This is a genomic window from Ectopseudomonas toyotomiensis (assembly GCF_900115695.1).
Lineage (GTDB): Bacteria > Pseudomonadota > Gammaproteobacteria > Pseudomonadales > Pseudomonadaceae > Aquipseudomonas > Aquipseudomonas toyotomiensis.
In genome coordinates this window covers 305,804-328,478 of record NZ_FOXK01000004.1, presented here as the reverse complement: position 1 = coordinate 328,478, position 22,675 = coordinate 305,804, and the positions used below count along the sequence as shown (strand labels likewise).

The window sequence follows — 22,675 nt, the reverse complement described above, 5'->3', positions numbered from 1 at the left end:
ACAGGAACCACGGGAGCAGGCGAGTCATGGCAGCGAGCACGTTCGGCATCGAGGAAGAGTACTTTCTGACTGACCTGGCAAGCCGCTGCGTGGCGCAGCATGGGGTCGAGGCCTTTGCCATATCCAGTCGTCGCGCGCTGGGCCAGCGGGTGACGCGAGAGATGTTCGCCGCACAGTTCGAAGTGGTCACGCCGGTGCTGAACAGTCTCGACGAGGCGCGCGACTGTCTTGGCCAGGCGCGCACGACCATGGCCGACCTGGCCAGCGAGTTCGGCTGCGGCATCCTCGCTGCCGGCACCCATCCGTTGGGGCAATGGCGTAGCGTTCAGGCGACCAACATGGCGCGCTACCGGGCGATCTTCGATGACTACCGGATCGTTGCCAGCCGCAGCGTGCTGGCCGGCCTGCATGTGCATGTCGGCGTGCCCGAGGGTGTCGACCGCATTCGCCTGATGAACCGGCTGACGCCCTGGCTGCCGTTATTGCTAGGTCTGAGCGCGTCGTCGCCGTTCTGGGATGGTCGGCCCTGCGGTTTGATGAGCTATCGTCAGGCGGTCTGCGATGAATGGCCGCGCATGGGCATTCCCGATCATTTTCGCGATGACGCCGAGTACCAGCGCTACCTGAAGGTAATGACCGATACCGACTGCATCGGCTCGGCCGTCAATCTGTGGTGGAACATCCGCCCGTCACTGCGCTTCCCCACCCTGGAGCTGCGCATCGCCGATGCCTGCCCGCGTCTGGACGATGCCCTGTGCATCGCCGGGCTGTTTCGCGCCATGCTCGGCCATGCCCTGGACGCGCCTCACCATGGCTGGTTCGATGATCCGCTGACCCGCATCCTTACCCTGGAAAACCGCTGGCGCGCCAAGCGCCGCGGCCTGCGTGGGCTGTTCATCGAGCCGCACAGCCAGAGCACTTTGCCATTCGCCGCTTGGCTGGACGAAGTGCTGGCCTGCATCGGCGAGCAGATTGCGCCTGACGAACGCTGGGTCATGGCCCACGCACGCAAGCTGGCGCGGGTCGGCGGCAGCGCCGAAAACCAGCTCATTACCTACCGCCGCGCCCGCAGTGGTGGAGCCGATCATCGCGCAGCCCTGTTCGATGTGGTCGACAGGCTGATGCAGCAGACCGCCCTGCAGGACGTTCGGCAAATAGCCTGAACCTTTGCCGTACACCTGGCTTTCTAAACCTCACGTGAGCCGCAATTGGCTGCGTCATCCAACGCTAAGGAGAAACGCCATGTCACTGACCCATAACGTTCATCGTCTGGAACGTGCCGTATCACTCGCCACCGGCGCCACCGCCATCGTCGCCGGGGTTTGCCAGGGCGGTACCTCAGGTGTGCTCAAGGCCCTTGGTGGCGCCGCGCTGCTGCAGCGCGGGATCAGCGGACACTGCGTGGTCAAGGGAATGATCAGCGACCCCAAGAGCGAACTCGAAAGCTTGCGTGAGCGGGTGGCCGAGCTGCGCGCGGCATTACCGAAACTGCAAAAGGAGATGGAGCGGGTGAAAGGGCGCCAGGAAAACCGGCTGGATCATGCGGTGGAGGAAACCTTTCCTGCCAGCGACCCGATTTCGCCTTGAACCGAGCGTACGGACGATGGCGCATCTGCGCCGTCGCCATGCGCGGCCCATATCGTTCGAAGGAGGCATCTCATGAAAGACACAATTCCAGGTCCCACCCCGGAGCGAATCGATGAACAGGCGCTGGACTTCAGCGATGAGGAGTACAGCCTCGGCACCGGCGATCCCACCTTGCAGCCGACCGCGCGACCATCGTCCACCCCAGAGGAGGAAATCGGCCTGACCGGTGCCGCGACGCTAGGCGAAAGCGAGCATGAGGACAACGTCAGCCTCGACGATCTCAGCCCGGATACGCTGATCGATGACAGCGGTGCGCGCTCGCCGCTGGAACGCGGTGGCGATGGCGCCCTCGATGAGGAGTTCAGTGTGGTCGACGAGAATCAGGTCGGTGGTGGCTCCGGCCTCGACGAAGCGGAACTGGCCCGTTCCGCGCCGCTCGATGGCAAACCCTGGAGCGACAAGGTCGTATCCACCGACGAGGAGCGTGAGCCATGAGCGCATATACCTGTGCATGCCCGCATTGCGATTGCGCGGTCGAGTCTCGGGAGTGGGTACACGAAGTCGCGGGAGATGATCTGGTCTATTGCTGCGAAGCCTGCATGCAGCGCCATCCCAAGGGCATGGTCCCGTGCCATAGCCCAGGCTGCGATTGCGGCGAGCGCATGGAGCGTGAGCGCGAACTGGCGTCTTGATAAACGTCACTCCCGCGTAGGCGGGAGCCCAGCTCGCAGGGTATTTCTGGGTTCCCGACTATGAAGAGATCTTCAGGCCGACCGAGTCATTGCCCGAGAAGGCAACGTGCCTCAGGCACTGGCCTTGCGCAGCGCCTGCAGCAGCTCCTCCTTGCGCATACGGGAGCGCCCGGCGATATCCCGCTTGCGCGCCAGCTCCATCAGCTCGGTCTTATTCATCGCTTCCAGACGCTGACCAGGGCGGGGTGTGCCTTCACGGGTCGCTGCCGCACGCCGTGCCGAGGACTTGCGTGCGGCCTCCTTGCTGGCCGCGCTGGTCTTCTGCCCGGAACCGCCAGCCTTGTTGCCACCGCCGGACTGCTTGTTGACCGTGGCCCAGGCACGCGCTTCGGCCTCATCCTCGGGTACACCGCGGGCCTTGTAGCTGTCTTCGATGTGCTCGGCCTTGCGCTTCTGCTTGGCGGTGTATTTGTCTTTGCTGCCTCGGGGCATGAGCGTTCTCCCGGTTGGTTTGGGTCTCTAAGGGAAGTGAATGCCCGTTGGGGCATAGGTTCCCTGTTTCGGATAACCGGCAGTGAGGATGATCCGAACCTCTGCGTGCCGAATTCGCTCAGATGAAAAGCATCCGTGGAGATTGAACGACGATGGACGTATTCGAACGAATTCTCACGACCCTGGTGCAGGAGTTTTCCGACCTAGGCCAGGTGGAGCACATCACCCGCGCCACGTTGCGCCTGATTCTGGCCATGGTCCTCGGCGGCCTGCTCGGCTACGAGCGCGAGGTGATGGGCAAGGCCGCCGGCATGCGCACGCATATGCTGGTGTGCCTCGGCGCGGCGATCTTCGTCATGGCGCTGGAGCAGGACGGCGCTGAAGCCGATGCCATGAGCCGGGTGATCCAGGGTATCGCCGCCGGTGTCGGTTTTCTCGGCGCCGGCACCATCCTCAAAGGCCAGAACATCTCCGACGTCAAAGGCCTGACCACTGCAGCCGGTCTGTGGGCCTCGGCCGCCATCGGCGTGGCGGTCGGGCTCGGGCGCGAGGCCACCGCTGTGCTGTCCACTGTGATCGTGCTGGTGGTGCTGCACCTCATGCCGCTGCTGGTCGATCCGGGCACCAGGACCAAGCCGGACGACCAGGCCGATGAAAACCCGGGCGACAGGCAATAGCCGTCAACCTGGTGAACCGGCAAAAACTGCCTGAACTTTTTCCGCCGCCTCCGCCTCGGAATTTCTGACAGGTGCAGCGCTTCGCGCGCTGCCGCAAACCTGCCCGCCAATCCCTTCGAACACGTCTGCCAGGCGTAGAGGAGCCAGGAACGATGCCGTCCCCGCAACATGCTGACCAGGCCGTCACCCATGCCATCGCCCAGCCTCGGCTTGCCATCGAAGCAGTACAGCCGATCATTGAAGGTGGCCGCTTCGCCAGCAAATGCCTGTGTGGTCGGGAGTTTCCGGTCACGGCGGTGATCTTCAGCGACGGCCATGAGCAACTGGCCGCCGACCTGCTGTGGCGCGCCAATGGCGAGGCCACCTGGCAGCGCGTGCCCATGCAGGCCCTGGGCAATGATCGCTGGAGCGCCGTGCTGCGCATCGACCAGCAGGGCCGAGGCGAATTTGCCATCGAAGCCTGGCTGGACGTTTACGCCAGCTTTCGCCAGGAACTGGTGAAGAAACTCGGGGCCGGTGTGCCGGTGGAAGTCGAACTGCAGGAGGGCGCTCAGCTGGTTCGGCGCATCGCCGCGCAGGCCCCGGAAGAATTACGCGGCGAGCTGGCGGCGCTGATCGAACGCATGGAGGCCTCGCAATCGCAGGCCGAACGCGAAGCGGTGCTGATCGATCCCTCCGTCAATGATTTGATGCGTCGCGCCGAATATCGTCCGCACTTGCTACGCACGCCGAACTACCCGCTGGATGTCGAGCGCAGCCTGGCCGAGTTCGCCAGCTGGTACGAGCTGTTTCCCCGCTCGCTGGGCGACGAGCAGCGCCACGGTAGCTTCGCCGACGTGCATGCACGCATCCCCGAGATCGCCCGGATGGGCTTCGATGTGCTGTATTTCCCTCCTATTCATCCCATCGGCCGGGCGCACCGCAAGGGGCCGAACAATAGCCTCAAGGCCGGCCCGGGCGACCCTGGTAGCCCCTACGCCATCGGCAGCGAGGAGGGCGGTCACGACGCCGTGCACCCGCAGCTAGGCAGCCTCGAGGACTTTCGCCAACTGGTGCGCGTAGCGCGTGAGCACGGTCTGGAAGTGGCGCTGGATTTTGCCGTGCAGTGCTCGCCGGATCACCCCTGGCTCAAGCAGCACCCCGGCTGGTTCAGCTGGCGCCCGGACGGCAGCATCCGCCATGCCGAGAACCCGCCGAAGAAGTACGAGGACATCGTCAACGTCGAGTTCTATGCCGAAGCGGCGCTGCCCGATCTGTGGCTGGCTTTGCGTGACGTGGTGCTGGGCTGGGTGGAGCAGGGTGTGACGCTGTTTCGCGTCGACAACCCGCACACCAAGCCGATGCCGTTCTGGGAATGGCTGATCGCCGACGTGCGTGAGCGCCACCCCGAGGTGATCTTCCTTTCCGAGGCGTTTACCCGCCCGGCGATGATGGCGCGTCTGGGCAAGCTGGGTTTCAGCCAGAGCTACACCTACTTCACCTGGCGCAACACCAAGGCTGAGCTGCAGAGCTACCTGACCGAACTGAACCAGCCGCCATGGCGCGATTGCTACCGGCCGAACTTCTTCGTCAACACCCCGGATATCAATCCCTATTTCCTGCAACGCAGCGGTCGCCCCGGCTTTCTCATCCGCGCCGCGCTGGCGACCATGGGCTCGGGGCTGTGGGGCATGTATTCGGGCTTCGAGCTGTGCGAGGCCGAGCCGGTGCCGGGCAAGGAGGAGTACTTCGATTCGGAGAAGTACCAGCTGCGTCCGCGCGACTACCAGGCGCCGGGCAACATCAACGCCGAGATCACCCGGCTCAACCAGATTCGCCGCGAGAACCCGGCGTTGCAGACCCATCTGGGCTTCCAGGCCTACACCGCGTGGAACGACAACATCCTCTACTTCGGCAAGCGCACGGCTGATCTGAGTAACTTCATCCTGATCGCCATCAGCCTCGATCCGCATCACGCCCAGGAAGCCCACTTCGAACTGCCGCTGTGGGAGCTGGGCCTGCCCGACGATGCCGATCTGCAGGGTGAAGACCTGATGAACGGCCACCGCTGGACCTGGCACGGCAAGGTGCAGTGGATGCGCATCGAACCCTGGCACCTGCCTTTCGGTATCTGGCGAATCCAGACCGCCCGCTGAACAACGGAGTAGCACCATGGCCAAGCGCAGCGCCGGCAAGACCTTCCTCAATGACCCACAGTGGTACAAGGACGCGGTGATCTACCAGGTTCACGTCAAGTCGTTCTTCGATGCCAACAATGACGGCATCGGCGATTTCCAGGGCCTGATCGACAAGCTCGACTACATTGCCGAACTGGGCGTGAACACGCTCTGGCTGCTGCCGTTCTACCCGTCGCCGCGGCGTGACGACGGCTATGACATCGCCAAGTACAACGATGTCCACCCGGACTATGGCTCGCTGAGCGACGCCCGGCGCTTCATCGCCGAGGCGCACCGGCGCGGCCTGCGCGTGATCACCGAGCTGGTGATCAACCACACCTCCGATCAGCACCCCTGGTTCCAGCGCGCGCGCCGGGCGAAGAAGGGCTCCAAGGCTCGTGATTACTACGTCTGGTCCGACAGCGACGAGAAGTACGCCGGCACGCGGATCATCTTCATCGACAGCGAGAAGTCCAACTGGACCTGGGACGCAGTAGCCGGCCAGTACTTCTGGCACCGCTTCTACTCGCATCAGCCGGACCTCAATTTCGACAATCCCAAGGTGCTCGAAGCCGTGCTCGGAGTGATGCGCTTCTGGCTCGACATGGGCGTCGATGGCCTGCGCCTGGACGCCATCCCTTACCTGATCGAGCGCGACGGCACCAACAGCGAGAACCTGCCGGAGACCCACGCCGTGCTCAAGCGCATCCGCGCCGAACTGGATGCACGCTATCCGGATCGCCTGTTGCTGGCCGAGGCCAACCAGTGGCCAGAGGACACCCGCCCGTACTTCGGTGAAGACGACGAGTGCCACATGGCCTTCCACTTCCCGCTGATGCCGCGCATGTACATGGCCATCGCCCAGGAAGACCGCTTCCCGATCACCGACATCCTGCGCCAGACGCCGGAGATTCCGCCCAATTGCCAGTGGGCGATCTTCCTGCGCAACCACGATGAGCTGACCCTGGAGATGGTCACCGACGACGAGCGCGACTACCTGTGGAACTACTACGCCGCCGACAGCCGTGCGCGCATCAACCTCGGCATTCGCCGCCGACTGGCGCCGCTGGTGGGGCGTGACCGGCGGCGCATCGAGCTGCTCAACAGCCTGCTGCTGTCGATGCCCGGCACGCCGACGCTGTACTACGGTGACGAGCTCGGCATGGGTGACAACATCTACCTCGGCGACCGCGACGGTGTACGCACGCCGATGCAATGGTCAGTGGACCGCAACGGCGGCTTCTCCCGCGCCGATCCGGCGAGCCTGGTACTGCCGCCCATCATGGACCCGCTATACGGCTACCAGACCATCAACGTCGAGGCGCAGGCGCGCGACCCGCATTCGCTGCTCAACTGGACGCGGCGCATGCTCGCCATCCGCAACCAGCACAAGGCCTTCGGCCGTGGCTCGCTGACGATGCTGACGCCGAGCAACCGGCGCATCCTGGCGTACCTGCGCATGCATCGAGGCGAGGGCGGCAGCGAGCAGCAGATACTCTGCGTGGCCAACCTGTCCAGTGCGGCCCAGGCCGTGGAGCTGGAACTGGCTGACTACCGCGACCGGGTACCGGTGGAAATGATCGGCGGCGCCTCGTTCCCGCCCATCGGCCAGCTCACCTACCTGCTGACCCTGCCGCCGTACGGCTTCTACTGGTTCTACCTGGCCGACGCCTCGCAGATGCCCAGCTGGCACCTGAAACCGGTGGAGCGCATGCCGGAGCTGCAGACCCTGGTGCTGGGGCGCGCCCTGAGCGAAGTGATGGATGGGCGCGCGCGGCAGACGCTGGAGCGCGAGTCGCTGCCGTTGTATCTGCCCAAGCGCCGCTGGTTCGCGGGTGAACAGCGCCCGGCCGTTAGCGTGCTGTACGTGATGCCGCTTGGTGGCGATGCCAATGCGCCGCTGCTGGCCGAGGTTCAGGTGACGGGGGGGGGCGGCGTCGAGCATTACCGCCTGCCGCTGGCGGCCGTGCCGGAACGCGCCGAGGGTAACGATCTACCACAGCAACTGGCGCTGGCCCGGCTGCGCCGGGGTCGCCATGTGGAGCTGCTGACCGATGCCTTCAGCCTGCCGCAGTTCAGCCAGCAGGTTCTGCGCCTGCTGCGTGAGCAGGCAGTGCTGCGCAGCGCTGGCGGCGAATTGCAGTTCCGCGCCGAGGCGGCGCTGCTGGCGCTCGAAGGTATCGACGAGAACGACTTCAAGCTGCTTTCGGCCGAGCAGTCCAACAGTTCGGTGCTGATCGGCGAGCAGCTGTTGCTCAAGCTGTTGCGCCGCGGCTTCCCCGGTATCCACCCGGAGGTGGAAATGGGACGTTTCCTGACCGATCACGGCTACGCCAATGTCGCGCCGTTTCTTGGCGAGGTGGTGCGGGTCGACGAGCACGGTCAGCCTCACACCCTGATGGTGATGCAGCGTTATCTGGACAATCAGGGCGACGCCTGGCAATGGACGCTCAATACCCTCGACCGTGCCATCCGCGATGAACTGGTCGGCGGCACCGCCGATCCGGATGTCGATGCCCTGGGCGAACTGCAACAGTTCGCCGGCGTGCTCGGCAAACGCGTCGGCGAGATGCACGCGGTACTGGCGCGGCCGGTTGAGAATCCGGACTTCGGTTATCAGCTCAGCGGCGAGCGCGACAGCGCCCACTGGGCCAAATCCATCACGGCGCAGCTGCAGGAAGCCTTGCAGGCTCTGGCTCGTCAGCGGGACGCCCTCAGCCCGGCGACAGTCGAACAGGCCGACTGGCTGCTGGCCAGGGAGAAATCCTTGCTGGAGGCCGTCACCCGCCTGGCAACGCAGGCGGCAGGTGGCCTGCGCATACGGGTGCACGGCGACCTTCACCTGGGCCAGGTCCTGGTGGTGCAGGGCGATGCCTACATCATCGACTTCGAGGGTGAGCCCAACCGCTCGCTGGAGGAGCGCCGCCAGCGCCACAGTCCGTTCAAGGACGTTGCCGGCATGCTGCGCTCCTTCGACTACGCGACCGCGGTAGCCCAGCGCAACGCCGGCGGCGTGGAAGGCGCGGCGGACGCCCAGCAGGTAGTTCGCGACGTGGTGTCACGCTACCGCGAGCAAGCGTGCAGTGCCTTTCTCGATGCCTATCGTCTGGCCGCCAACGGCCTGCCCCACGAATGGCACGAACGCGACGGCGAGGGCGCAGCCCTCGACCTGTTCTGCCTGGAGAAGGCTGTCTATGAAATCGTCTACGAAAGCGGCCACCGCCCCGACTGGATCGATGTCCCGTTGCAGGGGCTAGTGGATCTCGCTAACCAATTGCCAGGAGTGCGACCTTGAATCAGAACAGAGTGCAGCGCCTGCAGCGCGCCGAAGACGGCGATCCGTTCAGCTTCCTTGGCCCACACCCGCAGGGCGACGAGAGCCTGGTGCGGGTCTGGCTGCCCGGTGCCGACGCGGTGGAGCTGCTGGCCAGCGACGGCTCGCTGCTGGGACGCATGCACTGCAGCGACCCGCAGGGTCTGTTCGAATTGCAGCTGCCCCAGGCGCAGCGCTACCGCCTGCGCATTCACTGGCCGGGCAGCGTGCAGGAGACGGAAGATCCCTATGCCTTCGGCCCGCTGCTGGGTGACACCGACCTCTACCTGTTCGCCGAAGGCAACCACCGCCAGTTATGGCGCTGTCTGGGCTCGGCACCGGTAGAACATGAAGGCGTGCCTGGCGTGCGTTTCGCCGTCTGGGCGCCCAATGCACGGCGGGTGTCGGTGGTCGGCGACTTCAACAGCTGGGACGGGCGCCGGCACCCCATGCGTCTGCGCTACCCGGCGGGGGTGTGGGAACTGTTCATCCCGCGGCTGCAGCCTGGCGATTGCTACAAATACGAAATCCTCGGCCCTCACGGCGTGTTGCCGCTGCGCGCAGATCCCATGGCGCAAGCCACCGAGACTCCGCCGGCTACCGCTTCGAGGGTGCCGCAGGGCGAGGCCTTCGCCTGGCAGGACCAGCAGTGGATGAGCGAGCGCCAGCAGCGCCATGCTTCGCAGGCACCGCTGTCGATCTACGAGCTGCACCCAGGCTCCTGGCAATGGCAAGACGATCACGCGCCGGACTGGGACGAGCTGGCCGAACGGCTGATTCCCTATGTACAGGATATGGGCTTCACCCATATCGAGCTGATGCCGATCATGGAGCACCCGTTCGGCGGTTCCTGGGGCTACCAGCCGCTGTCGATGTTCGCACCCACCTCGCGCTTCGGCAGCCCACAGCGCTTCGCCGCCTTCGTCGATCGCTGCCACCGCGCGGGCATCGGCGTGATTCTCGATTGGGTGCCGGGGCATTTCCCCAACGACGCTCACGGTCTGGCCGAATTCGACGGCACAGCGCTTTACGAGTACGCGCACCCGTTCGAGGGATTTCACCCGGACTGGAATACCTGCATCTACAACCTCGGCCGCACTGAAGTACACGGTTTCATGCTGGCCAGCGCGCTGTACTGGCTGCGCGAATACCACGTCGACGGCCTGCGCGTGGATGCAGTGGCGTCGATGCTCTACCGCGATTATTCACGCGAAGCAGGGCAGTGGATCCCCAACCGCCACGGCGGGCGCGAGAACCTGGAGGCCATCGACTTTCTCCAGCACCTCAACGAGGTGGTGCGCAGCGAAGTGCCCGGCGCGCTGATGATCGCCGAGGAATCCACTGCCTGGCCTGGCGTCAGTCGCCCGGTGCAGCAGGGCGGCCTGGGCTTCAGCCACAAGTGGAACATGGGCTGGATGAACGACAGCCTGAGCTACATCCAGCAGGACCCAATGTACCGCCTGCACCATCACCACCAGATCACCTTCGGCCTGCATTACGCCTTCTCCGAGCGTTTCATCCTGCCGATCTCCCATGACGAAGTGGTGCACGGCAAACGCTCGCTGCTCGGGCGCATGCCTGGTGATCGCTGGCAGCAATTCGCCAACCTGCGCCTGTTCCTCGCCCTGATGTGGAGTCACCCGGGCAAGAAGCTGCTGTTCATGGGCTGCGAGTTCGGCCAGTGGCGCGAATGGGACCACGACCAGCAACTGGACTGGTACCTGCTGCAGTACCCCGAGCATGCCGCAGCCCAGGCGCTTGTACGCGAGCTGAATCGCCTGTACCGCGAAGAGCCGGCGTTGCACCGTCTCGATGACCAGGACAGCGGTTTTCAGTGGCTGGTAGGCGATGACGCGCGCAACAGCGTATTCGCCTGGCTGCGCAAGGGCGGCGAGGGCAGCGCACCGCTGCTGGTGGTGCACAATTTCACCCCGCAGGTGCTTGATGGCTACCGCATCGGCGTGCCGCACGCGGGCCGCTGGCGGGTGCTGCTCAATACCGATGACCGTTGCTGGAGCGGCTCGGGCGCAGGCAGCGAGGGTGAGCTGCACAGCGAGCAGACGACCGCTCACGGCCAGTCCGATTCGCTGAATTTGCAGTTGCCCCCACTGGGCACGCTGATTCTGCGACCGGTGCAATAAGTGTCGCCGCTGAAGCGCCTCCCACAAAGGGCGAAGTGTGTCTTGGAGTAATGATTCTGCTCCGGCCAACTAGGCGCCGGACTCGTAGTGGGAGGGCTTTAACGGCAATCGCGGCTAAAGCCCCTCTCACACAGGGTGCGGTCAGTGCGCAGAGGTCACGCCGCGCAGCACGGTGTCGTTGGCCATCCGGCTGTGGCCGGAGGCGATATTGCCCAGCGAAACCACACCCACCAGGCGCTTCTCGCGGTTGAGCACGGGCAGCCGGCGTACCTGGATATCGGCCATGTTGGCAGCCACATGCTCGACGTCCTCGTCGTCGAAGCAATAACGCACGTTGCTGCTCATCACCTGACGTACCGGCGTATTGCCGTCCAGGCCCGCAGCAACGGCACGTACGGCAATGTCGCGGTCGGTGATCATGCCGATCAGGCGGTCACCTTCATTGATCAGCAGCGCACCGCTGTCGATATCGGCCATCAGCGTGGCGGCCTCACGAATGCTGCGCTCGGGCTCTAGGGTACGAACGTTGCGAGTCATTATTTTGCTGATTTTCATCGGTGTCTCCTGTTGCAGTTGTGAAAGGGCGAATGCCCAGGGGGAACCGCAGCGAGCAGGGCACGGCGATTCAGGAATAGCGCACCAGGTGATGCGGGTAGTCACCTACCCGTGCGCCCATCACCATCTCGCTGACCCAATCGATCAGGATGCGCGTATAGGCTTGCTGGTGACGGTCCTCGCTGAGCCCGTGGTCGGCACCGGCCATGGTGCGATGGCTCAGCGAGTGTGCCTTGTCGAAGGCATTGCGGTAGCTCATCAGCGTGGTGTGCGGGACGAAGTCGTCATGCTCGGACTCCACCAGCAGCACATCGCCGCGAAACTCGGAGCAGGCGCCGAGCGCCAGATTGTCCTGCGCGCGCAGCGGCGTGCGGCGGTACTCGGCCAGCCGTGCAACGTCTAGCTGGCGCTTGGGCAGCTGCCATTGCTCGTCCCAGTACAGCGCCGGCACGCGCAGGGCCAGCCAGCGCACTGGGCGCCGCACGCTGAGCAGGGTGGCGAGGTAGCCGCCGTAGCTGGTGCCGATTACCGCGATGCATCCGGGGTCGACCGCCTCGTGCGCGGCCAGCAGGTCGTAGGCGGCGAGGATATCGGCCAGGTTGTCTTCGCGCGATACGCGCTCCTGCGCCTCGACGTTGCGCTCGTGCCCGCGCAGGTCGAAGGTCAGGCACACGCAGCCCAGCCCGGCGATACCACGGGCACGCGCCAGATCGCGTTGCTGGCTGCCGCCCCAGCCGTGCACGAACAGCACGCCGGGAACCTTGTTCGGTGGGGTCAGCAGGGTGCCTGCAATGTGCTGGCCATCCACCAGAATATCGAGGCTCTGGCTGCTCGCACTCATAGCGGCCCGACCTTGACATACTTGGCAAGCGGGCCGTCTTCGCTGTCCTGGCCTTGGTACAGGCAGATGGAACCAGGTGGCGGTGGTGCGTCCCGATAGCATTCGTGGGTCGAGGCCTGCAGTGTTTGCAGCTGCGGGTCCTTGATGAACGCTTCCAGGGCAAAGATTTCCGCCGCACTGGCCCCGCCGACGCGCCAGGATTGCTCGAGTACGCCACTGCGCGACTTGCCTCGCGCGTTCAGCCCTTGCGCCACGTCGTAATTGCGCCGTGACGCCTGGATGGAGGGATATATCTCCAGTGCCGCCAGTTCGAAGATGCGCGCCTGCTGCACGGCCAGGCGCACGGCGCGTGGCAGATCGAGGGTCATCAGTGCCAGGTAGTCGCCGCGCACCAGCGTCAGGCGTGAGCCGCCGTAGACCTGATTGCCGTGACCGTCGTCAGTCAGTTGCTGGGTACCGTGGTAACTGAGAGTGACACCTGCCACGCGAATCTGGCCGACGCTATAGGTATCGGGCTGCTGCAGGTCTTCCTCGAGCACCAGGCCCTGTTGCCGCACATGTTGCTCATCGAGCGCCGCCAGCGCGCTTTCCAGCTCATGATGGGAGCGCACCACCTGCTGGCCTCGGCCGCCGGTGCCAGCAACCGGCTTCAGGCGAATCGGCCCGTCGCGCAGCAGGCGTTTACCTGCTTCGGTAGCGTCCTCCAGATCAAAGACGCTGAAGCCCCGCAAGGTGACGCTTTCGACCTGCCGGGCGAAGCGCTCGGACCAACCCTCAGGCAAGTGGCGCGGTGCATCGAGGGCAGGGTGACTGATGGCCTTGGTGGCCAGAAAGGCATGCTCGACCTGGCCGCCAAAGAAATCGTCCGGCCCGTCGATGCCCAGCGAGCCGACATCGCCGACCAGGGTGTCCTCAGGCAGGTAATAGTGACGTCCGCAAATCTGCGTGCCCGGCTGGCAAGGGCCGAGGAAGGGACAACCGAGCAGGTCGGCGAGTTTCTCGCCGAGCTGGCGTTGCACCATGCGCTCATGGGCCATGTGCTGAGCGGTGCCAGGTAGCAGAAGCAGGCCTTGGTAAGCACCCATCATCGATCCCGCCAGGTGCCGCCGGCACTTTCGCAATCGATGCGTACCTGCTTGAGGTCGCCCGCCTGGTAATAGTGGGTGACCACCTTGGCATCGTTGGGCACGGCTGGTCGCGCTTCGCCCCGGTCATCATCGCCGGAGCGATAGTTGGTCAGAGTTTCCTGGGTCAGCGCCGCTTCGCAGCTGCCCAGCTTGGCCTCGGCGCAGCTGGCCACCGTGCGCTGGTCAGTGTTGAGCATGTCATCCGCCTCGTTATTGCACGACCAGTCAATGGCACCCTCGTCCATGCCGGTGAATTCGTAGCAGAACTCCTGTGCGACCTCGGCGATGGCATCGCTGGAAGTCCGGGCGCTGACGTAGCAGGCTTCCGCCAGTGCGTCGCCGGCTGCCAGCGCGCCGACCAGAAGGCCGGGAATGATGGCTCGCATGATTTTCTCCTCGACAATGGCGTTCTTAAGTTGTGAGGGGAGCCACCAAGTCGAAGTTCAGGCTTTTTGATCAGAGGGGGCAAAGGGCAGAAAAACCCTGAACTCATCGCCGTTGTGACGGCCACAAAGAAAAAGCCGGACCCATCGCTTCGGCTGTAATCGACGCGCGCGTGAGGGGATCGATATGAGCGAATCGCACAGCGAGGCCGAGAGTGCCGTAGTCCAGTTCAAGGCGGCCATCCTGGCCAAGCTGCGCTACGCCGTGGGCAAGGACCCGAGTACCGCCTTCGATCACGACTGGTTCGAGGCGCTGGCCCTGGCCACGCGCGACCATATGATCGACCGTTGGGAAGAGTCATCCGCCCAGATCGAGCGGCAGGGCGCCAAACGCGTCTATTACCTGTCCCTGGAATTTCTGATCGGCCGTTTGCTGGTGGATAACCTGAGCAACCTTGGCTTGCTCGATGTGGCGCGCCAGGCCATGGCCGAACTCGGTGTCGAGCTCGAACGCATCCGAGAGGTCGAACCCGATGCAGCGCTCGGCAATGGTGGGCTAGGGCGTCTGGCCGCCTGTTTCATGGAGAGCATGGCGACCCTGCGCCTGGCCGCCCATGGTTACGGTATCCGCTACGAGCATGGCCTGTTCCGCCAGGCGATCGTCGACGGCTGGCAGGCCGAACAGACCGAGACCTGGCTGGATTTCGGCAACCCCTGGGAGTTCGAGCGGCCTGAGGTGGCGTATCGCATCGGCTTCGGCGGTGGTGTGGAAACCCTGGACGACGGTACCGGCGGCACACGCCAGCATTGGCATCCGCAGGAGAGGGTGCGTGCCATCGCCTATGACACCCCGGTGGTGGGCTGGCGCGGCGCCTCGGTCAATACGCTGCGGCTGTGGCGTGCACGCGCCGAGGAAAACCTGCAGCTGGACCGCTTCAATGCCGGCGATCACTTCGGCGCAGTGGCCGGCGAGGTGCGTGCCGAAAGCATCTCACGCGTGCTCTATCCCGCCGACGATACCGAGGCCGGCCAGGAGCTGCGTCTGCGCCAGGAGTATTTTCTGGTCTCCGCGTCGCTACAGGATCTGCTAGAGCGTCATCTGCGTCTGCATGACGGTCTGCAGTGTCTGCCGCAGCAGGTGGCGATCCAGCTCAACGACACCCACCCGGCCATCGCCGTGGTCGAGTTGATGCGCCTGCTGGTGGACGAGCATCGCATGTCCTGGGCGCAAGCCTGGCAACTGACGGTCTCCACCACCTCCTACACCAACCACACGCTGCTGCCCGAAGCGTTGGAGTCCTGGCCGGTAGCGTTGATGGAGCGTCTGCTGCCGCGGCATTTGCAGATCATCTACCTGATCAACGCCGAGCATATCGATGCGCTGCGTGCCAAGGACATCCACGACTTTCGCCTGCTGCGCGCGGTGTCGCTGATCGAGGAAGACCACGGCCGCCGCGTACGCATGGGCAACCTGGCGTTTCTCGGCGCGCACAGCATCAACGGCGTTTCCGCGCTGCATACGCGGCTGATGCGCGATACGGTGTTTCGTGATCTGCACCGGCTCTATCCAGACCGGGTGAACAACAAGACCAATGGCGTGACCTTCCGTCGCTGGCTGTTTCAGGTCAATCCGGGGCTGACGCATCTGCTGGTCGACGCTCTGGGCGAGCAGGTTCTGCATCGCCCCGAGGATCATCTGCAGGCGCTGGAACCCTTCGCCGAGCGCCAGGATTTCCGCGACGAATATGCACTCTGCCGCCAGCGCAACAAGGAGCTGCTGGCCGAGCGAGTCAGGCACGTGCTGGGGATCAGCATCGACACGACGGCCATCTTCGATGTGCACGTCAAACGCATCCATGAATACAAGCGTCAGTTGCTCAACCTGCTGCATACCGTCGCGCTGTACCAGGCCATCCGCAACGATCCGACCACCGACTGGGTACCGCGGGTGAAGATCTTCGCCGGCAAGGCGGCGGCCAGTTATCGCCAGGCCAAGCTGATCATCAAACTGGCCAACGACATCAGCCGCACCATCAATGGTGACCCGACCGTACGCGGGCTGCTCAAGGTGGTGTTCATCCCCAATTACAACGTCAGCCTGGCCGAAACCATCATTCCCGCAGCCGACCTTTCCGAGCAGATCTCCACCGCTGGGCTGGAAGCTTCCGGTACCAGCAATATGAAGTTCGCCCTCAATGGCGCGTTGACCATCGGCACGCTGGACGGCGCCAACGTGGAAATGTGCGAGCAGGTTGGCGAAGATCACATGTTCATCTTCGGCATGACCGCCCAGCAGGTTGCCGCCCGGCGGCGCCTGGGCCTGGAGATGAGCGATGTGGTGGCGGATTCGGAACGTCTGGAGGCCGCGCTCGGCGCCATTCGCGGCGGAGTGTTCTCCCCAGACGATCCAGCGCGCTATGTGGGCCTGGTGGATTCGCTGCTGTACGAGGACCATTTCATGGTCTGCGCCGATTTCGATGCCTATTGGAAGGCGCAGCGCCAGGTCGATCAACGCTGGCAGCGGCCTGAGCAGTGGTGGCGTTCGGCGGTTCTGAATACCGCGCGCATGGGCTGGTTTTCATCCGATCGCACCATCACCGAATACGCCCGGGATATCTGGCAGGTGCCGCTGCCGCGGCGTGAGGGAGACTAGGCGCGGCCTGTTCAACCTCTTGCAGCGAGACACTGCAAGAGGTTGAACAGGCTTTCAGCGCTGTACGCGGTGCGCCGGCGTGCCGCCGCCTTTCTTCGGATGCAGGATGCGCGTGACCTGCACGTCGGTGAACTCGTTGGGCCATTCGAAGGTGTGCAGGGCACTGAGGTAGAAGCGTGCCTGGTCCGGCGTGAGCTGTTCGCGGTCCGACTCGACTTCGACGCTGTGCGGCTGGTTGTGCAGGATGTAGCTGATCAGATGCAGTGGCTTGGCCATGGTATGCCTCCGGTTTTGCTGAATGATGTGAGATAGACCTGCGTAACGCGCTTGTGAGTTCCCACCATCCGCCGGGTGGTTGCCCGTAGCGGTGCGCTGCGTGCACCGGCCCCGGTGCCTTGTGCAGCCGGTGCGCATGGCGCACCCCGCGTCAATAGGTTGTTTGGCCTCGTTAGCCGGGCTGGGTCTCTACACCTTGTTCACCACGCTTGCGCAGCGTTTTCGCGCGCTTTTCCAGCAGCAGGTAGGTAGCGCTGGCCAGGAGCAGCGGCAGCAGGTAATAGAGCACGCGATAGGCGAGCAGGGCGGCGATCAGGCTGGCCTGGCTGTATTGATGCTGCAGCAGGGCGAGAAACACCGCCTCGAGCACGCCCAGCCCGGCGGGGATGTGCGCCACCACCGCCGCCATGCAGCTGATCAGCAGCACCCCGAGCACCGAGGTATAGGCGGCGCCCTCGGGTAGCAGCCAGAAGATCAGGGCCGCCATCAACGCCCAGTTGCTCGCGCCCAGGACTATCTGCATCACCGCCATGCGCAACGAAGGCAGGGTGATCGAACGCTCGCGCAGGTGCCACACGCGTTGCCGCGCGAAAGCGCAGATGCCGATATAGGCACTGACCACTCCCAGCAGCGCGAACCCCACCAATTGCAGGCCGGTGACGCCCAAGCCCCAGTTGTCGGGCAACTGCACCAGGCGCAGGGAGAAGATCACCCCAGCCAGTGCCATGTAGCCGGTCCAGTTGGTCAGCAGGCTGAGGCTGAGGATGCGCGTCACCGTCGAGGCGCTAAGGCCCAGGCGCATGTACAGGCGGTAACGCATGGCCACACCGCCGATCCAGGTGGTGAAGTTGAGGTTGAAGGCGTAGCAGACCATCGCCACCGGCAGGACCTGGCGTGCCGGCAGGTGATGGCGACTGTAATGGCGGCCCAGCAGGTCGTAGCAGCCAAATACCAGATAGCTGGCGCAGGCGATCAGCGCGCCCACCAGCAGGGTTTGCAAGCTGTAATCACTGAGCGCCTGGCGCACTTCGCCCCAGTCCAGGTTGCGCGCCAGCATGTACAGCAGGGCTGGTACGGCCAGGACAAAGAACAGGGTGAGTGCGCGTTTGCCCCAGCGCATCCAGGGGTTGGTGGGAGCGGCATTCATCCAGTCTTTTCCTCTTCGTAACCGCTGGCCTTGTCGATTGGCTCCAGCGGCTTCAGGTTCTTGCGGTGCGCCGGCAGCCAGCCGGCGATGGCCGGGAAGCGGCGCAGAAAGTGAAAGCACAGGAACACCAGCGGTGCGCGCCACCAGTAGCCGCGTATCACCCGCTCCAGTTCGATGCGCTTGCAGTGTTCGCTAGACAGCGCTAGCAGGTGCTCATGCAGGTAATGGTTGAAGGCCCGGTCACGGATCACCAGATTGGCCTCCAGATTCAATGCCAGGCTCAGCGGGTCGAGATTGCTCGAACCGACCGTGGACCATTCGTCATCCACCAGTGCCACCTTGCCGTGCAGCGGGCGCTGGCAGTATTCGTAGACCACTACACCGTGGCGCAGCAGGTAGTTGTAGAGCAGGCGGGAAAAGGCCTGGACCCAGCGCATGTCCGGCTGGCCCTGCAGGATCAAGGTCACCTGTACGCCGCGCTGCGCCGCGTTGCGCAAGGCGCGCAGCACACGATAGCCGGGGAAGAAATAGGCGTTGGCGATCACCAGGCGCTTGCGCGCCGCTTCGAAGGCGCGCAGGTGTTCGTCTTCGATATCGGTGGTGTGGCGCTCGTTGTCGCGCTCCAGCAGCATCACCCGCGCATCGCCCACCGGCTCTCTGGAGGGTTGCGCCGGACTCGGCTCGCTGAACGCCGGGCGTAGCAAGCGCAACATGGCCACGTGCAAGTCGCTGACGATCGGGCCGCTCACCTCCACGGCATAGTCCTGCTTGGCCATCTCGCCGAAGTCGCCGAGATGGTCGGCCGAATAGTTGATGCCGCCGACGAAGGCGCACTGGCCGTCGATCACAACCAGCTTGCGATGAAGGCGGCGGAACAGGTTGGTACGCATGCCAAAGCGCCGGGGGCTGGGATCGAAGACATGGATCTTCACCCCCTCGCGGGTCAGCGCTGCGACGTACTCATGCTGCAGGTCGGCGGTGCCGTAGCCGTCCACGGCGATGACCACGCGCACGCCACGCCGCGCGGCCTCGATCAGCACCTGTTGCAGTTCGAGGCCGACCTTGTCCTCACGAATGATGAAGGTTTCCAGCAGCACTTCGATGCGCGCCGCGCGAATGCATTCGAACACCCGCGGATAATAGTCTTCGCCATTGATCAGCAGGCGCAGCTGGTTACCGTCTCGCCATATGCCGCTCACAGGTGAATCTCCGCAGCGAGTGGCGCGTGGTCGGAGAGGTGCGACCAGGGCCGGGTGGACAACACCTGCGGCTGGTATGCCGTGGCATTGCGGGTGTAGATGCGATCCAGGCGCAGCAGCGGCATGCGGGCCGGAAAACTGCGCGCAGGCTTGCCGTGGCGATGCTCGAACGCCTCGCGCAGGCCATGCGGTGCCAACAGATCGTCCGCGCGCAGACGCCAGTCGTTGAAATCGCCGGCGACGATTACCGGCGCACCGGGTTCGAAGGTCGCCAGCAAATCCAGCAACAAGCCCATCTGCTGACGACGATGCGCCTCACGCAAACCGAGGTGTACGCACACCGCATGTACGGCGTCCTGCCCTGGTACGTCGAGGCGGCAATGCAGCAGGCCGCGCTGCTCGGTGCCGCTGACCGTCACGTCGAGGTTGTGATACTCGAGGATGGGAAAGCGCGAGAGCAGGGCGTTGCCGTGATCGCCCGCCGGGTACACGGCGTTGCGCCCGTAGGCGAACTGCGGCCACATGCTGTCGGCGAGAAATTCGTACTGCGGCACGCTGGGCCAGTCGTGGAAGCGCTTGGCATGCAGGGCATGGTTGCCGAGCACCTCCTGCAGGAACACCAGGTCGGCCCCGGTGGCCTGCACCGCGCTGCGCAATTCGGGGAGGATGAAGCGACGGTTGAGTGCGGTAAAACCCTTGTGCGTGTTGATCGTCAACACGCGCAGACATTTCATCGGTGTCACGCGGTCGATGATTACCTCCGGCTTGGCAATGGTGCTGTTCATTGTCGGCTGCGCTCGCTCACAGGTCGCCCACCGCATGAGCGAGCATGTCGACCTGATCCCGGCAGCTATCACGGTCGGCATTGAGTACTTCGGTTGTCATCACGGGCTCCCTTTGCCAGCCAGGCGGCCGGTTTGCGTAGGTTCGCTATTTCTCTGTCAGGCTGATGCGCCGTGCACGGCGCCGCTTCTAGAACTTTTTCTCATCCTAGTTTTCGAGTTGGCAGACAAAGGCTGGGTTCAGGCTTTTTTTTTGCGCCTGCTAGCGCAGCAACTCCAGCAGCTGCAGCGAGCGCCCGGCCAGCTCTATCGCAGCGTGCTGCAACGGGCTTGGCACTGTTTGCGCGGTATGCGTATCGACCAGGCACAGCCAGTGGCGCCCGCCGTGCACTTCGGGCAGTTGGAACTCGCAGGGCTGGTGGCCCGCGTTGAGGAGCAAGAGCAGGGTGGCGTCGGCGCCGCTGCGCTTGACGCCCGATGGCTGCGCGCGGCCGTCCATGAGCATGCCCATGCAGCGCGCTTCCTCGTCGTGCCAGTGGTCCTCGTTCATCTCGCCGCCTTCCGGTGCCAGCCAGGTGACGTCCTTGACGTCCAGCTCCTCGTTGTAATGCCCCACCAGAAAACGCTGGCGGCGCAGGATCGGGTAACTTCGGCGCAGGGCGATCAGATGCTGGCAGAAGGCGAGCAGCTCGCGGCCTTCGTCGTCGAGTGTCCAGTCCACCCAGCTCAGCTCGTTATCCTGGCAGTAGGCGTTGTTGTTGCCGTGCTGGGTGCGGCCGAACTCGTCGCCGGCCACCAGCATCGGTGTGCCCTGGGCGAACAGCAGGGTGGCCAGCATATTGCGCATCTGCTGCACGCGCAGGCGGCGGATCGACGGGTCGTCGGTGGCGCCTTCGCAGCCGTGGTTCCAGGAAATGTTGCGGTCGGTACCGTCCTGGTTGTTCTCGTCGTTGGCCTCGTTGTGCTTGTGGTCGTAGGACACCACGTCGCGCAAGGTGAAACCGTCATGTGCGGTGATGAAATTGACCGAGGCGAATGGCCTTCGTCCGCGCTGGTTGTACAGATCGCCCGAGGCGGTCAAGCGTCTTGCCAGTTCGCCGAGCTCGCCGCGATCGCCCTTCCAGTAGGCGCGCACGTTGTCGCGAAACTTGTCGTTCCACTCGGCCCAGCCCGGCGGAAAGCCACCGACCTGATAGCCGCCGGGCCCACAGTCCCAGGGCTCGGCGATCAGCTTGACCTTGCTCAGTACCGGGTCCTGACGGCAGGCGACGAGAAAGCTGTGGCGCTCGTTGAAGCCATCGGCATAGCGCCCGAGAATGGTCGCCAGGTCGAAGCGAAAGCCATCCACGCGCATCTCGGTAGCCCAGTAGCGCAACGAGTCGGTAACCATCTGCAGCACGCAGGGATGGCTCAGATCCAGCGTATTGCCGGTACCGGAGTCGTTGATGTAGTAACGGCGTTCGTCCGGCAGCAGGCGGTAGTAGCTGGCGTTGTCGATGCCGCGCATGGACAGCGTCGGGCCGCGCTCGTTGCCCTCGGCGGTGTGGTTGTAGACCACATCGAGAATCAGCTCCAGGCCGGCTTTGTGCAGGTGCGCGACCATCTCCTTGAATTCGCTGATACGACCGCTGGCGAGGTAGGCCGGGTGCGGGGCGAAGAAGCCGATGCTGTTGTAGCCCCAGTAGTTGTTCATGCCCTTTTCCAGCAGATGCTGGTCGTTGACGAAGGCATGCACCGGCAGCAATTCGACGCTGGAGACGCCCAGCTCGCGGATATGCCGCAACAGTTCGGGGTTGGTCAGCCCGGCGCAGGTGCCACGCTGGCGCTCGGGCACAGCCGGATGACGCATGCTGATGCCGCGCAGGTGCGTTTCGTAGATCACCGTGCGATCCCAGGGCGTGCGCAGGCTGGGTTGTTCACCCCAGGTGAAGGCGGGGTCGATGACCTTGCACTTGGGCACGAACGGCGCGCTGTCACGCTCATCGAAGCTCAGGTCGCCGGCTGGGTCGCCAATGGTGTAGCCGAATAGCGCCTCCGACCATTGCAGCTTGCCCACCAGCTGCTTGGCGTAGGGATCAATCAACAGCTTGTTGGGGTTGAAACGGTGCCCGGCTTCGGGCTCGTAGGGACCGTACACGCGGTAACCATAGACCTGCCCGGGACGTGCGTCCGGCAGGTAGCCGTGCCAGATCTCGTCGGTGTATTCCGGCAGTTCGATGCGTTCGATTTCGGTCTCGCCGCGCTCGTCGAACAGGCACAGTTCGACCCGCGTGGCATGCGCCGAGAACAGGGCAAAGTTGACGCCAAGCCCATCCCAACTGGCGCCGAGCGGAAATGGTGTGCCCTCGGTAACGCGTGAGCGCTGATGTTTGCGCATGGTGGTGACCTCAGGCTTTCGGCGGCTTGGGCGTGCGCGGGGCACGGGGTTTCTTCAGCAGCGCCGGCTGTTCGGCTTCGCTCAGCGGCACCGTTTTGGGTTTGCTGATGCGCCGTGGTTTGGGTGTGGCCTGGGCTTGCGCCTCGGCTTCGGCCAGCTTGCTGGCCATCTTCCAGTGCCGCTCGTGCTGGCCATGGGGGCGGCCCTCGGATTCCCAGATCTGAAAGGCAAACTCGCGTATGCGCTGCTCATCGATATTCATGGCGTGACTCCTGTG

Annotated in this window: 20 protein-coding genes; 9 read left to right on the top strand and 11 right to left on the bottom strand. The window is 64.3% G+C overall.

Annotated features, from left to right (window positions below):
• Positions 1-26 precede the first annotated feature (26 nt).
• The 4 genes from BM186_RS10265 to BM186_RS10250 all read left to right on the top strand — a co-directional run bounded on the left by BM186_RS10265 (position 27) and on the right by BM186_RS10250 (position 2,279).
• Complete coding sequence (locus BM186_RS10265) at positions 27-1,163, top strand: carboxylate-amine ligase (RefSeq protein ID WP_072423931.1); 1,137 nt, start codon at positions 27-29, stop codon at positions 1,161-1,163.
• Positions 1,164-1,242: 79 nt separating this feature from the next.
• Positions 1,243-1,587 carry a YgaP family membrane protein gene (locus BM186_RS10260; RefSeq protein WP_017676860.1) on the top strand — a complete coding sequence of 115 codons (345 nt, stop codon included), beginning with the start codon at positions 1,243-1,245 and terminating at the stop codon, positions 1,585-1,587.
• Positions 1,588-1,659: 72 nt separating this feature from the next.
• A complete protein-coding gene (locus BM186_RS10255) occupies positions 1,660-2,082 on the top strand; it encodes a hypothetical protein (protein WP_074915109.1) in 423 nt (140 codons plus the stop codon).
• Complete coding sequence (locus tag BM186_RS10250) at positions 2,079-2,279, top strand: hypothetical protein (protein ID WP_072423933.1); 201 nt, start codon at positions 2,079-2,081, stop codon at positions 2,277-2,279. The genes BM186_RS10255 and BM186_RS10250 overlap by 4 nt, the downstream gene beginning before the upstream one ends.
• A gap of 111 nt (positions 2,280-2,390) precedes the next feature.
• Here BM186_RS10250 and BM186_RS10245 read toward each other — a convergent pair whose 3' ends face one another.
• On the bottom strand, positions 2,391-2,771 hold the full coding sequence (locus BM186_RS10245; protein WP_074915108.1) for a Rho termination factor N-terminal domain-containing protein: 381 nt from the start codon (positions 2,769-2,771) through the stop codon (positions 2,391-2,393).
• Between the two features lie 152 nt (positions 2,772-2,923).
• Here BM186_RS10245 and BM186_RS10240 point away from each other — a divergent pair, with 152 nt between their 5' ends.
• From BM186_RS10240 to glgB, 4 genes are all read left to right on the top strand, one after another.
• Entirely contained in the window at positions 2,924-3,448 is a 525-nt protein-coding gene (locus BM186_RS10240; protein WP_074915106.1) for an MgtC/SapB family protein, read from the top strand.
• A gap of 152 nt (positions 3,449-3,600) precedes the next feature.
• Positions 3,601-5,583, top strand: coding sequence for an alpha-1,4-glucan--maltose-1-phosphate maltosyltransferase (locus tag BM186_RS10235; protein ID WP_074915093.1), 1,983 nt, complete (start codon positions 3,601-3,603; stop codon positions 5,581-5,583).
• A 16-nt stretch (positions 5,584-5,599) separates the two neighbouring features.
• A complete protein-coding gene (treS, locus tag BM186_RS10230) occupies positions 5,600-8,899 on the top strand; it encodes a maltose alpha-D-glucosyltransferase (RefSeq protein WP_074915092.1) in 3,300 nt (1,099 codons plus the stop codon).
• Entirely contained in the window at positions 8,896-11,058 is a 2,163-nt protein-coding gene (gene glgB, locus BM186_RS10225; RefSeq protein WP_074915090.1) for a 1,4-alpha-glucan branching protein GlgB, read from the top strand. The genes treS and glgB overlap by 4 nt, the downstream gene beginning before the upstream one ends.
• A gap of 141 nt (positions 11,059-11,199) precedes the next feature.
• Here glgB and BM186_RS10220 read toward each other — a convergent pair whose 3' ends face one another.
• From BM186_RS10220 to BM186_RS10205, 4 genes are all read right to left on the bottom strand, one after another.
• Positions 11,200-11,613 (bottom strand): CBS domain-containing protein, encoded by a 414-nt coding sequence (locus BM186_RS10220; protein WP_024308219.1) that lies wholly within the window; start codon positions 11,611-11,613, stop codon positions 11,200-11,202.
• Positions 11,614-11,683: 70 nt separating this feature from the next.
• Complete coding sequence (locus BM186_RS10215) at positions 11,684-12,454, bottom strand: alpha/beta hydrolase family protein (RefSeq protein WP_074915088.1); 771 nt, start codon at positions 12,452-12,454, stop codon at positions 11,684-11,686.
• Positions 12,451-13,539, bottom strand: a complete 1,089-nt coding sequence (locus BM186_RS10210) for a DUF3182 family protein (protein WP_072424208.1) — start codon at positions 13,537-13,539, stop codon at positions 12,451-12,453. The genes BM186_RS10215 and BM186_RS10210 overlap by 4 nt, the downstream gene beginning before the upstream one ends.
• Positions 13,539-13,967 carry a hypothetical protein gene (locus BM186_RS10205; RefSeq protein WP_072423941.1) on the bottom strand — a complete coding sequence of 143 codons (429 nt, stop codon included), beginning with the start codon at positions 13,965-13,967 and terminating at the stop codon, positions 13,539-13,541. Before BM186_RS10205 ends, BM186_RS10210 begins: the two co-directional genes overlap by 1 nt.
• Positions 13,968-14,151: 184 nt before the next feature.
• Here BM186_RS10205 and BM186_RS10200 point away from each other — a divergent pair, with 184 nt between their 5' ends.
• Positions 14,152-16,617 carry a glycogen/starch/alpha-glucan phosphorylase gene (locus BM186_RS10200; protein ID WP_074915086.1) on the top strand — a complete coding sequence of 822 codons (2,466 nt, stop codon included), beginning with the start codon at positions 14,152-14,154 and terminating at the stop codon, positions 16,615-16,617.
• A 54-nt stretch (positions 16,618-16,671) separates the two neighbouring features.
• On the opposite strand, the gene BM186_RS10195 is transcribed toward BM186_RS10200, so the two are convergent.
• The 6 genes from BM186_RS10195 to BM186_RS10170 form a co-directional block, all read right to left on the bottom strand.
• Complete coding sequence (locus BM186_RS10195) at positions 16,672-16,893, bottom strand: hypothetical protein (protein WP_072423943.1); 222 nt, start codon at positions 16,891-16,893, stop codon at positions 16,672-16,674.
• A 172-nt stretch (positions 16,894-17,065) separates the two neighbouring features.
• The gene (locus tag BM186_RS10190; protein ID WP_074915084.1) at positions 17,066-18,040 is read right to left on the bottom strand and encodes a lysylphosphatidylglycerol synthase domain-containing protein; all 975 of its coding nucleotides are present in this window, start codon (positions 18,038-18,040) and stop codon (positions 17,066-17,068) included.
• The gene (clsB, locus tag BM186_RS10185) at positions 18,037-19,239 is read right to left on the bottom strand and encodes a cardiolipin synthase ClsB (RefSeq protein ID WP_074915082.1); all 1,203 of its coding nucleotides are present in this window, start codon (positions 19,237-19,239) and stop codon (positions 18,037-18,039) included. Before clsB ends, BM186_RS10190 begins: the two co-directional genes overlap by 4 nt.
• Positions 19,236-20,024: an endonuclease/exonuclease/phosphatase family protein gene (locus tag BM186_RS10180; RefSeq protein ID WP_074915080.1), complete on the bottom strand. Its 789-nt coding sequence runs from the start codon at positions 20,022-20,024 to the stop codon at positions 19,236-19,238. The genes clsB and BM186_RS10180 overlap by 4 nt, the downstream gene beginning before the upstream one ends.
• Positions 20,025-20,283: 259 nt before the next feature.
• Complete coding sequence (glgX, locus tag BM186_RS10175; RefSeq protein ID WP_074915078.1) at positions 20,284-22,398, bottom strand: glycogen debranching protein GlgX; 2,115 nt, start codon at positions 22,396-22,398, stop codon at positions 20,284-20,286.
• 10 nt (positions 22,399-22,408) lie between these two features.
• Positions 22,409-22,660 carry a DUF2934 domain-containing protein gene (locus tag BM186_RS10170; RefSeq protein ID WP_074915077.1) on the bottom strand — a complete coding sequence of 84 codons (252 nt, stop codon included), beginning with the start codon at positions 22,658-22,660 and terminating at the stop codon, positions 22,409-22,411.
• Between the last annotated feature and the right edge of the window lie 15 nt (positions 22,661-22,675).